General features: G+C 62.1%; 7 protein-coding genes. 3 read left to right on the top strand and 4 right to left on the bottom strand.

The window, feature by feature from the left end; translation table 11 throughout:
• Window positions 1–54: 54 nt before the first annotated feature.
• Window positions 55–1470: an aspartate ammonia-lyase gene (locus CIK74_RS05620; protein WP_096254797.1), complete on the top strand. Its 1416-nt coding sequence runs from the start codon at window positions 55–57 to the stop codon at window positions 1468–1470.
• Between the two features lie 15 nt (window positions 1471–1485).
• Entirely contained in the window at window positions 1486–2988 is a 1503-nt protein-coding gene (locus CIK74_RS05615) for an amino acid permease (RefSeq protein ID WP_096254796.1), read from the top strand.
• A gap of 80 nt (window positions 2989–3068) precedes the next feature.
• Here the strand turns inward: CIK74_RS05615 and CIK74_RS05610 are convergent, their stop codons facing one another.
• Entirely contained in the window at window positions 3069–3839 is a 771-nt protein-coding gene (locus CIK74_RS05610) for a hypothetical protein (RefSeq protein ID WP_096254795.1), read from the bottom strand.
• 188 nt (window positions 3840–4027) lie between these two features.
• On the opposite strand from CIK74_RS05610, the gene CIK74_RS05605 reads away from it, so the two are divergent.
• The gene (locus CIK74_RS05605) at window positions 4028–6085 is read left to right on the top strand and encodes an alpha/beta fold hydrolase (protein ID WP_096254794.1); all 2058 of its coding nucleotides are present in this window, start codon (window positions 4028–4030) and stop codon (window positions 6083–6085) included.
• Between the two features lie 79 nt (window positions 6086–6164).
• Here CIK74_RS05605 and CIK74_RS05600 read toward each other — a convergent pair whose 3' ends face one another.
• The 3 genes from CIK74_RS05600 to CIK74_RS05590 all read right to left on the bottom strand — a co-directional run bounded on the left by CIK74_RS05600 (window position 6165) and on the right by CIK74_RS05590 (window position 11712).
• Complete coding sequence (locus tag CIK74_RS05600; RefSeq protein ID WP_096254793.1) at window positions 6165–8723, bottom strand: DUF5129 domain-containing protein; 2559 nt, start codon at window positions 8721–8723, stop codon at window positions 6165–6167.
• Window positions 8720–10135, bottom strand: a complete 1416-nt coding sequence (locus CIK74_RS05595; protein ID WP_205738257.1) for a hypothetical protein — start codon at window positions 10133–10135, stop codon at window positions 8720–8722. The genes CIK74_RS05600 and CIK74_RS05595 overlap by 4 nt, the downstream gene beginning before the upstream one ends.
• Before the next feature lie 152 nt (window positions 10136–10287).
• Window positions 10288–11712 (bottom strand): dihydrolipoamide acetyltransferase family protein, encoded by a 1425-nt coding sequence (locus CIK74_RS05590; protein WP_096254791.1) that lies wholly within the window; start codon window positions 11710–11712, stop codon window positions 10288–10290.
• Between the last annotated feature and the right edge of the window lie 3 nt (window positions 11713–11715).

Here is an 11715-nt window from a genome sequence, read left to right as displayed (position 1 = left end):
CCATCCAACACCTAGGGTGCATTTTGTGCGCCCAAAAATCAGGAGTGAGCAGACATGTCTGTAACCCAACAGGCTCCCGCAACCCGCAGCGAACACGACCTCATCGGCGACCGGGAGATCCCGGTTGAAGCCTATTGGGGTGTGCACAGCTTGCGCGCCAAGGAAAATTTCGACATCACCGGCACTTCCCTGTCCGGCAACCCGCACCTGATCATCGCGTTGGCCCGCGTCAAGCAGGCGGCGGCCCGCGCCAACCATGAGCTGGGCTTGCTCGACGATGCCCGCGCCCGGGCCATCGATGAAGCCTGCGAGGCCATCGCCAACGGTTCGCTGCATGATCAGTTCATCATCGACCCGATCCAGGGCGGAGCGGGCACCAGCACCAACATGAACGCCAACGAGGTCATCGCCAACCTCGCGCTGGAAATCATGGGACATGCCAAGGGCGAATACTCCTACCTGCACCCCAACGACCATGTGAATCTCTCCCAGTCAACCAACGACGCGTACCCCACCGCGGTGAACATCGCCACGCACTTCGCCACCCAGCCGCTACTCGCTGCGATGACGGTGTTGGAAAACTCCTGCCTGGCCAAGGCCAAGGAATTTCGCGGCGTCGTAAAAATGGGCCGCACCCAGTTGCAGGATGCGGTGCCGATGACCGTGGGCCAGGAATTTGGTGGCTGGGCGGTGACCCTGCGCGAAGACCGCGACCGGCTGGCCGAATCACTGTCGCTGGTCACCGAGATCAACCTGGGCGCCACGGCTATCGGCACCGGGCTGAACGCCCCGGCCGGCTACGCCGAATCGGCCCGTGGCCACCTGGCCGCGTTGACCGGGCTGCCGCTGAAAACCAGCCCGGACCTGATCGAAGCGACCAGTGACGTGGGAGCGTTTGTGCACCTTTCGGGTGTTCTCAAGCGTGTGGCGCTGAAAATCTCGAAGATCTGCAACGATCTGCGTCTGCTCTCCTCCGGCCCCCGTGCGGGACTCAACGACCTGCAGCTGCCTGCCGTGCAGTCCGGCTCCTCGATTATGCCGGGCAAGGTCAACCCGGTGATCCCGGAGGTGGTTAACCAGATCGCCTACCAGGTGGTCGGTTACGACATGACGGTGACCATGGCCGCCGAGGGTGGCCAGCTTCAGCTCAACGCCTTTGAGCCGGTCATCGCACATTCCATTGGGCTATCGCTCAAGCACCTGACCAACGGCTGCCTCACCCTGGCAAGCCGCTGCATCGACGGCATCACCGTCGACGAAGACGAGTTGCGCCGCGCGGTGGAGAACTCCATCGGCCTGGTCACCGCGCTGAACCCACGCCTAGGCTACTCCGCCTCCACCTCGATCGCATTGGAAGCGTTGCATTCGGGACGCGGGGTCGCCGAGCTGGTCCTAGAGCGCGGACTGCTCTCGGCAGAAGATCTGAACGAACTGCTCAAGCCAGAACGCCTGGCAAATCTCTCCGACTAATAGTTAAGGTTTACGATGGAGCATTCCACCACCCGCGCCACCGCTGCGCACGTCCCAGATGCCGGCCTGACCGCCGGCGACGGGGACTACCACAAGGGACTTTCCTCCCGCCAGATGCAGATGATCGCCATTGGCGGCGCCATCGGCACTGGCCTGTTCATGGGCGCCGGCGGGCGTCTGTCGGCCGCCGGCCCAGGTATTGTCATCAGCTACGCGGTCTGCGGATTTTTCGCATTCCTGATCTTGCGCGCCCTGGGCGAACTGGTCATGCACCGCCCGTCCTCGGGCTCGTTCGTCTCCTACGCCCGTGAGTTCTACGGGGAGAAGGCCGCGTTCGCCACCGGCTGGTTGTACTGGCTGAACTGGGTGATGACCTCGATCGTGGACATCACCGCGGTGGCGCTGTACATGGCGTTCTTCGGCAAATATGTGGCATGGATTGGCAGCGTTCCGCAGTGGCTCTGGGCGCTCGCGGCGCTGGCGTTGGTGCTGGGCATGAACCTGGTCTCGGTTAAGGCCTTCGGCGAGATGGAGTTCTGGTTTGCGCTGATCAAGGTGGTCGCGCTGGTGGGCTTCTTGATCGTCGGCTGTTACTTTGTCATCTTCGGGACCCCGATCGACGGGCACGAGGTGGGCCTCTCGCTGCTCAGCTCCAACGGCGGTCTGCTGCCCAATGGACTGCTGCCGGTCCTGGTGCTGATGCAGGGCGTGGTCTTCTCCTACGCCTCGATCGAGCTGATCGGCACCGCGGCCGGTGAGACGGAAAACCCCGAAAAGGTCATGCCGAAGGCGATTAATACCGTCATCATCCGCATTGCGGTGTTCTACGTCGGCTCGCTGGTGCTGCTCTCGCTGCTGCTGCCCTACACCGCGTACAAGGCCGGCGAGTCCCCGTTCGTGACCTTCTTCGGCTCCATCGGCGTCCAGGGCATGGACGTGGTGATGAACCTGGTGGTGCTCACCGCTGCGCTGTCCTCGCTGAACGCCGGACTGTATTCCACCGGGCGCATTTTGCGTTCGATGTCGCTGAACGGCTCGGCCCCGCGCTTCGCCGGACGCATGAACGCCTCCGGGGTGCCTTACGGCGGCATCCTGATTACCGCCGCGGTGGCGGTGCTCGGCGTGGTGCTCAACGCCTTTGTTCCGGCCGCGGCCTTTGAAATCGTGTTGAACTTCGCCGCCGTGGGCATCATCGCCTCGTGGGGCATGATCGTGCTGTGCCAGATGGCGCTGGTGAAGGCCGCACGCCGCGGCACCCTGGCCCGGCCCAGCTTCCGGATGCCGCTGGCCCCGATCTCCGGGTGGGTGACGCTGGCCTTCCTGGCCGCCGTGCTGGTGCTGATGGCCTTCGATAATCCGGTAGGCACCTGGACGATCGCCTCGCTGGTCATCATCATCCCGCTGCTGATTCTTGGCTGGTATGCCAGCCGGAAGCGGATCAACGAGCTGGCCGATGCCCGTCTGGCCGTGCAGCACCACCGCACCGATGGTTCGGGCAATGACAAGGCCTCGGTGTAGAAACCGGAAAATCCGCAGGGCTATCCGGCGGGAGCTTCGGCTCCCGCCGGATATTTTCAGCTTCTGGCGGGGCTTCTTGGCTAGCTAGCCGCATGGCGCACGCTGAGCAGGATCGCCTCCACCGTCTGGTACTCGTCGCTGGCAAGGAAAGTGTCCACCCCTTCCCGGGTGGGGTCATCGCCGATCCCCTGATCCTCCATGTACTCGTCGTCCACCCAGAACATCGGGGCCTGGGAGTCGCCGATCTTAAAGTACTCCAGATCCGGCATTTCGGTACGATCGGCAAGCACCTGGTCATCGATCAGCGCCAACGAGAACCCGGTTTCCTTCTCGCCATCTTCCTGGCTGGTCCCGGTCCAGAATTCTGCTAGCAGGCTGGTCGGTGTTTTCAGCTGCGGGACAGGTTTCTGCACCAGCACCTCGCGTTCATACAGGTTCGTATCCCCATCCGGGGAGGTGGCGGTATTCGGAATCAGCGTCAGCACGTGCTCCCCGCGCCGATCCTTCACCTCCCAGTTGTCATACTCGGTGCATTCGCCCTGGCAGTCATCACCGGCCACGGACCAATGTTCGGGAAGTTTAAAACCGATGCCCATCACTTCTTTGCTCACCGTCAGCTGCGCCGAGATATCCTTCGAAGGTTGTGCACTAGCCGACGGCGACCCGGTAGTTGCGGCAGTTGTCTCGGCCTCGGTACTCGGAGCCGGCGAGCTGGCCGAGCCTTGTGGGCTTTGCGGTTGTTCGCTGCTGCCCGAATCCGGTGCCGGATCGGCGGTCGAACACGCAGAAAACAGCAGCGCAGAGGCGGCCGTTAAGCAGAGCAGTCGAACGCGGTGTGGACGTTGTTTCATTTTTCTCTCCTCAGCGTGAGCCACAGGGTGACCGTTCTTCTAAGCTACGATCCCTCATCGGTCAGCCTATTCCAATATCGTTAGCATTAAATCTTGGTCGCAAATTTGGCATTTTTCTTGACACCCCGTTAAAGCCGAGCTGCTCGGCGCACTAGTGCGTGCCACGCATTAGTGGAAAGATGTGAGCTATGACATATGCCAAGCAACCATTTCACAATCTCGATGAGTACATCGACCTCCCGCGGGTAGCGGGCCTAGCTCTGTCCCCCGATGGCACCAAACTTGTCACCACACTAAGCACCCTCAGCAGTGATCAAACCAAATACACCTCCGCCCTGTGGCAGCTGGACCCGCAGGGAAAAACACCTGCCCGGCGCCTGACCTTCGGAGAAAACGGCGAATCACAGCCGAACTTCAGCGCGGACGGCGACCTCTTGTTCCTAGCCAAACGCGGCACCGGGGAGGATGCTAAACCCGAAGCCTGGCGTTTACCTTCCGCCGGAGGAGAAGCCCGATCGATCCTCACCCACCCGGCGGGAATTGAGTCGGTGACCACCTTTCCCCGCAACCCACAGCGCGTGCTGGTCTGCGCTCCCGGAATGCCGCGTGCCACCGACCTGGAGCACGAAGCGAAAATTCTTCAGGAGCGCAAAACCAAAAAGATCTCAGCCATCCTCCACACCGGCTACCCGGTGCGTTATTGGGACGCGGATTTAGGACCACAAACCCCGCACTTTTATACCGCAGCCCTTCAGCATGATGCGGATGCTGATTGTGCGACGCTCAAGGATCTGACCCCCAGCAGCGGCGTGCAACAGACAGATACCGCCTTCACCGCCGCGGACAACGGCGAATTTTTGATCACCGAATGGCTCGTTCCCGAGGGCCGCGGCTCCCTTGCCACGGGCCTGATGCGCTTAGATCTGCACAGCGGTGCGCAAGAAATGTTGCTCGAACCCGATGAAACCTACGAATACACGGTCGGGAAAATCAGCCCGGATTCCAGCAAACTCATCTACGCCCGATGGACCCGCTCCACCCCACAGCGTGCCGGAGCAATGACCCTGTGGCTCATGGAACTCTCCAGCGGCGATACCCATCAGATCGCCGTCGGCTGGGATCGCTGGACCAACGATATTACGTGGTTCCCCAACGGCCACTCGCTGCTACTGACCGCGGATGAAACCGGCCACGGCCCAATCTTCCACCTCTCCCTCGACAGCGACAAGATCACCCGGCTCACCGCGGCTGGCGCCTACAGCAACGTGCTGATCAGCCCGGATTCTCGCACCGCCTACGCGCTACGCTCCAGCTACGAGTACCCCACACAGCCGGTGTCTATCGAACTCACCCACCTAGCTGAGCTGGAATCGGGTCAGTACGCTGCGTTGACCGAGTTGCTCTCCCCGGCCGAGCAACCAGCGCTGCCCGGCACCCTGACCGAGGTGAGCACCACCGTAGAAGACGGCAGCACGATCCGCGCCTGGCTGGCGCTACCGCACGGCGCATCCCCCGCCAACCAGGCACCACTGTTACTCTGGATCCACGGTGGACCACTGGGTTCGTGGAATGCCTGGAGCTGGCGTTGGAGCCCCTGGTTGGCGGTCGCGCAAGGCTACGCGGTGCTCTTGCCCGACCCGGCCCTGTCCACCGGATACGGACAAGAATTTATCCAACGCGGTTGGGGCCGGTGGGGTGCAGAGCCGTACACCGACCTGCTGGCGATCACCGATGCCGCCGAGGCGCGCGCGGACATCGATCAGACCCGCACCGCGGCCATGGGCGGCTCCTTCGGCGGTTATATGGCCAATTGGATCGCCGGACATACCGACCGCTTTAAGGCAATCGTGACTCATGCGAGCCTGTGGGCGCTGGATGGTTTTGACAAGTCCACCGATGCCTCGTTCTACTGGACCCGGGAAATGAGTCCGGAAATGATCCACACTAATTCCCCGCATCACCACGTGGCGCAGATCGTCACCCCGATGCTGGTCATCCACGGGGATAAGGATTACCGCGTGCCGATTAGCGAGGGGCTCAAGCTCTGGTACCAGTTGCTGGCCGATTCCGGTCTGCCGCAGGCGCCCGATGGCACCACCGATCACCGGTTCCTCTACTTCCCCGACGAGAACCATTGGATCCTCAGCCCGCAGCACGCGAAGATCTGGTACCAGGTGGTCTTCGAGTTCCTCTCCCAGCATGTGCTGGGCAACGAGCCAGGTGAACTGCCCGAGGTGCTGGGCTAAAGACCGCATCACACGCCGACGGCGGTCAGCATTACCCTACTCACTAGGGGATGCGGACCGCCGTCGACGTGGGAGCCTACTAGCTAGGCAGTAATACCGACGCCGGTTCGTCGCCGCCGGCCCCACGCGTGGCCGCCACTAGGTCATTGGCACGACGAGTGACATCTTGATCGCGTTCGCCCAGGCGCGCCACCAAACGCTCAAGGTGCGCCACCCTGCGGGCAAAGGACTGCCCCAACCGCTCACCCAAGGGCAGTTGTGAGAGTTCTTGCGCCTCATGCCAGGCCATCACCAACGCACGCTCAAAGAGCCGCTGCCCCGCCTCATCGGCGCGCCCGTGAGTATCTGCACCGAGCACCGCCACCGCGTTAATCTGCGAATCCTCCAACCCGAGCAGCAACGCTTCAAGCTGACGCTTCGCCTGCGCCAGGCTCCGTGCGCCACGCCCGAACCGGCCCAGCCTGGTGGCCGTCGAAAGTAGGTAACGCACCACCAGTACCAGGTTGAGCACGGTCAAGCAGAACAGGAACGTGAGCATCCAGAATAGCGACGTGGCAGAAAAATTGACCGGCTCATAGCCATTGCGCGCTAGTGCGTTGTTGTAGTCGTCTAAGGCCCCGGCCACTTCCATCTCCAGGTACTTGGACTCGCTAATCGACCCGTGCTCCCAGGCGACCAGCCGCCCCCACCCGTAGTCGCCGCGTTGCAGCTGCGCGGAGATCACCCCGGGCACGACGGTTCGCTCATCGTCGGCCAGTAGCACCGGGACGATCACCTCGCCCTCGCGTAGCTCCCCGGTGAGCGGATTTACCTTGTCCTTAAATTCGCTTTTCAGCCGCCATTTGGCTTCCAAAATACTGCGCGGACGCACCTGATGGAAGCTTCGTCCCGCTTCAAGCGGAAGGAAATCCAGGTAGCTTTCGGCATCACGTACGGCCAGGGTAAAGCTGGTGTCGGTCTGAAAATCGGTGTCCATATAACGTAGGACCTCATCTTCATCGAGCAGCTTGGCCGGATCATCCACCTCGAAGCTGACCCCCTGACCGCTACCGCTGCGTGAAACTTCGGGTTTGGCGGTCAACGTGCTCACGCTCAGCCCGGCGACGATCATCGCGGCAATGAGCGTCACGACGGCCCCGGTTATGCGTAGCCCACGACGTCGCGGGGCAGGTTCATCTATGCCAGGTGAATGAGAGGCGTGGCCGCGAGAAGTTTTGCTGGCGACAGGCAGAGCGTGCGGCTGCGGCGCCACCCGAGTATCGGAGGCGAGCGTATCGCCTAAGGTGGCACGGACCAGCGCGTTGGCTAGCCCCAACTGGTACAGGGCGCTGGACTGCTCAGCGGTTTGTAGGCCCAAACTCTCCCGCAACTGCAGATGCTGTGCGGGAACCTGCGCCACGGCGGGGATTTTCCCGCGCGGGTAGCGGCGCAGGCTGTGCGTCAACGCTTTACCGTGTGTGGCCAGCTGCTTTTCGGCCTTGCGCCAGCGGTCAACTGCCTGCGAACTATCGACCTCTAAGGCCGAGGCCTGCAGCAATTCGCCCAGGTCATCACGCAGCCTGCGCACATCGCTACCGGAAATCATTTTTCCCGGGGCCTGCTCTAGGCGAATCAGCAAGGCGGTTGCCGCATCGTTGATCGGCCGGCTCAATTGGTCAAAGGTGGAACCGGTCCCGGCAAGGTTTGCATGCACCGACCCGGCTCCCAGCAACGCGTCGGCGAGCTGAGTCAGCGTGCGAGTGCTCGCCTCGAAGGTGGCCAGCTGGGCACCTGTGCGTGTACCGAGCGCCTCTTTTTTGGTAAACAGCGAGGTGACCAGCGGGTCTTCGCTGCGCGCCGCCTGCAGGGACAGGCTTTGCAGCTCCTCCCAGTTTTTGCTGAACCCCGCCGGGCGTGAAGCAGCCGGTGCTGCTGCATAGGTCGTCTCCAAGGCTTCGAGGTCCAGTAGCACCCGGGCCAGTTTGCGTTGCGCGGCAGTCAGCCGGCGATGCCGCGACCCCCACCGCGAACGGTAGCGCAGCGCAACAGAGAGCAGCGCGGCGGTCAGCATCGCGCAGAGGCCAATCGCACCAAACCAGTAGGCCGGGTTTTGTACCCCTTGTGCGGAGAGCACGATCGCGGCGCGCTCGGCGGCCGCCACCACCGCCTGCGGGCCGTGCCCTAAGCCCAGGTTGTCGCGGAAGGCCCCGCTAATTTCAAAACGGGCATCGGTATATTCATCGCGTCCGTCCACCAGCTGCGAGTTCAGCGCGGCCCCGGTAAACCGCTGCTGCACGGTGCTATTTTCGGTCTTTAGATTCTCCAGCTGCGTGGAGAGCAACACCTGGCCAGTGGGCACCTGTCCGCGCAGCAGCTCATCACCACTCAGGTGCCGGTCGGTAACTATCAGTCGCAGCGGCCGATGTGTTTTGATCGGTTCACTTAGCGCCGCGTCGACCGTGGCCTGGCTAATGTTCCACTCCGGGGTACCCTCAACCACGATCGCCACCTCAAAGCGTGGCTCGTCGGGGATCGATTGGTAGCCTTGCACCGCCACCAGGGTGGTCACCAGCGCCATCAGCAGCGCGCCGAGCGCTGCCCAGGACCGTGGCCTGTGCAGCCTGCGGCCCCGTGAATCGTATAACCCCCGCCGGCTCATGAACTGACCTGCCGGTTTTCACTCTTGAGCATCTGCGCCCGCACCAGCGCGACGTCCAGGCTAGTCAAGGGATCTGTAAATACCTGCCGAGCGCCGTGCGCATCCATTCGCTGACGGAGCGAACCAACTACTTCTAGCCGTGCCTCGCGCGCCTGAGTGAGGGCGGCGCTATGGTTTTGCTGCAGTTCGGCACGCATTTGCCAGAGCTGGTCTAAAACCTGCACCGGGCTTTGCTGACGGGACGCATCGGCCTGCACCCAGTGCTGGATCTCGTCTAACCGGTTGGTGTGTTCGATAATCATGGTCCGCAATTGCGGCAGGCAGTGAAGCTGACCCACGGAGTCTAAGTTGAGGAACTGCGCGGTGTCTTCGAGCCGTTCCCGGTGGGTAAGCACGATGGCTTTCCAATCGGCGCTCTGCCCGCGTTTTGCCTCAAGGAGCGTGTTTAGCGCCTTCGTGGCGGCGATCAGCAACTCCTGATCGGCGAGGCTAGCTTCCATCCGCGCTAGCTCTTCGACGCTCAGCGGGCCGCCGTCCTGATAGTTCTGCGCAAGTAATAAGGCACGCGCGTTCAGCGCAGGTATCACCGCGTTGATGGATTCACTGGCCCGTCTGGTAGGCCCATTTGGCTCGCCCGCAGGCAGTGGTGCACGATATTTTTCCAACCGGAAGGCGCGATGTCGAAGTAAATCGACGAGCTGCGCTCCACGCTGGGCACGCTTGTTCGCCGCCTTGGCGCGCACCTTGCGCCGGTGCATGATGAAAACTACCAACACCCCGCCCAGCACTAGCAGTGCAAGTATTCCCACACCTTGCCAGCTGCGGAACATAGCTTTTTTGGGTGCCTGCAACTGCGTTGCGCTCGCCTTGCTCACCTCGATGATCCCCTGGGTGTACTTTTGGGAATCAAAATATTGTTGGCCCGCGCGGTGAATACGCTCGGTCGCGCCCTCGGCCTTGGCCCTGACATTTCGGCCCGGATCCACAAAAACTTCGGTGGGTGCACCGGCGCGTTCGGGAAGCATCACTCCCACCACGATCCACCCTTTGCCGACGTAACCGCGATCTTTGCCGTGTTCCAACCAGTCATCGCTCAACGCGTCGCTGTCACCAAAGAGCAGCAGGCCGCGCACTAACTGCGCGGCGCCCTTGAGATTATTGGGTTTTTTATCCACCCCCACCAGGATCTTTGCGTGGGTAGCTCCCATCGATTCGCGCACCTGATCAACGATTCCCTGCTGATCGACCGAAGCTTGGGCCGCGTCGCTGACCGCCAGATAAAAGTTGTCCTCATGCGCGCTAATCAACGGGATCAGCACCGACTCATTGTCTTTAGCCGGGGCGCTGGACTCGGTGGTGGGATACACCGGCGCCGGCGCTGGCTGCGCCACGGGCGCGTTCAATGGCGACATGAAAAACGTCAGCACTAGCGCGAAAGCGGCTGAAACAAGCGGTCGAATCATAGTCCTGCGAGTATATCAACAATACTTTGAGTAACCGGGAATGAAAAAACCCGCCCGATGCATGCCTTGCGGGCACCCACCGGACGGGTTAATTCGTGGTTCTAGTCAAGCAACAACGCAGGTTCTTCCATGATCGAGGCGACATCGGCCATGAACCGTGCGGACAGATCCCCGTCCACCACCCGGTGATCAAAGGAGCCGCCCAGCGTGGTGATCCAGCGTGGCACTACCTCGCCGTCGACCACCCATGGCTTCTGCTTGATCGTGCCGAAGGCGACGATCGCAACCTCGCCGGGGTTGAGGATCGGCGTTCCGGTGTCGATGCCCAACACCCCGATATTGGTGATGCTCAACGTGCCTTCGCGCATATCCTCCGGGCTGGTCTTACCGGCCCGGGCGGTCATCGCCAAGTCGTTGAGTGCAATCGCCAGCTCGCGCATATTCAGCGTGTGGGCGTTCTTGATATTCGGCACCAGCAACCCGCGCGGGGTGGCTGCCGCAATACCCAGATTCATGAAGTGCTTCTGGTGGATCTCCGCGCCGGATTCGGTCTCCACCCAGGAGGCGTTCACCGACGGGTTACGCGCCGCAGCCCAAATAACCGCGCGCGCCAAAACCAGCAACGGGGAAACCTTAATTCCCTCAAAATCGCGGGACTTCTTCAGCCGCGCCACGTACTCCATGGTGCGGCTAGCATCCACGTCGACGAAGATCGACACGTGCGGAGCGCTAAACGCCGACGCAACCATCGCCTTCGCGGTGGCCTTGCGAACCCCACGAACCTGCGAACGTTCGATCAGTGCGCCACCTTGGGCACCATGGCCCCAGTAGGTCGGTGCCGCATCGCGTTCGGCTTCGCGCTGCCCCTGGTAACTGTTGACGTCTTCGCGGGTCACCTCACCTTGCACCCCGGTGCCGATGACCTCGTTGATGTCTACGCCGAGGTCTTTGGCCAACCGGCGCACCGGCGGTTTAGCCAGCACGCGGTCCATAAAGTTCGCCATCGCAGGCTTGCGACGATCCACCTCGCGGGCCACCGCCTGCCCCAATCCCTGGGCACGACGAGAAATAGTATCGGCTAGACCAGCAGCACTGGCGCCAGCCTTGTTTGCCGCGCTGGGACGTGCGGCACCGACCGACGGTGTTGGACGGCTGGCCCGCGCGCGGCGCACCGCCGAATCCGCGGCCGGGCCGGAACCAACCAACGGGCCAGGCTCCTCGCTATGGTTCGGAGTTTCGGTGTTGGCAACCTGCACCGGTTCGGGCACGCCGGTGGGGAGCACCGGGTCACCCTCCTCATTGATGGTGATCAGCGGCTGGTCAACCAGCACGGTGTCACCCTCGGCTGCATGAAGTTCGGTGACCACCCCGGCGAAAGGGCAGGGCAGCTCAACGAGCGACTTCGCGGTTTCAATTTCGACAAAGATCTGGTTGACCTCAACGGTGTCGCCTACTTGGACCTTCCATGAAGCGATATCGGCTTCGGTCAGCCCCTCGCCCACATCGGGAAGATTAAAGACAGTCATGTT

This window comes from Glutamicibacter sp. BW77 (assembly GCF_002332285.1).
Lineage (GTDB): Bacteria > Actinomycetota > Actinomycetes > Actinomycetales > Micrococcaceae > Glutamicibacter > Glutamicibacter bergerei.
This window is presented reverse-complemented; position numbering and strand designations above follow the sequence as displayed.

Bases quoted from the DNA above. Each gene is read 5' to 3' on its own strand.
- CIK74_RS05610 (WP_096254795.1), bottom strand. From the start codon at position 3,839: ATGAAACAACGTCCACACCGCGTTCGACTGCTCTGCTTAACGGCCGCC.
- CIK74_RS05600 (WP_096254793.1), bottom strand. From the start codon at position 8,723: ATGAGCCGGCGGGGGTTATACGATTCACGGGGCCGCAGGCTGCACAGG.
- CIK74_RS05595 (WP_205738257.1), bottom strand. From the start codon at position 10,135: ATGTCGCCATTGAACGCGCCCGTGGCGCAGCCAGCGCCGGCGCCGGTG.
- CIK74_RS05590 (WP_096254791.1), bottom strand. From the start codon at position 11,712: ATGACTGTCTTTAATCTTCCCGATGTGGGCGAGGGGCTGACCGAAGCC.
- CIK74_RS05605 (WP_096254794.1), top strand. From the start codon at position 4,028: ATGACATATGCCAAGCAACCATTTCACAATCTCGATGAGTACATCGAC.
- CIK74_RS05615 (WP_096254796.1), top strand. From the start codon at position 1,486: ATGGAGCATTCCACCACCCGCGCCACCGCTGCGCACGTCCCAGATGCC.
- CIK74_RS05620 (WP_096254797.1), top strand. From the start codon at position 55: ATGTCTGTAACCCAACAGGCTCCCGCAACCCGCAGCGAACACGACCTC.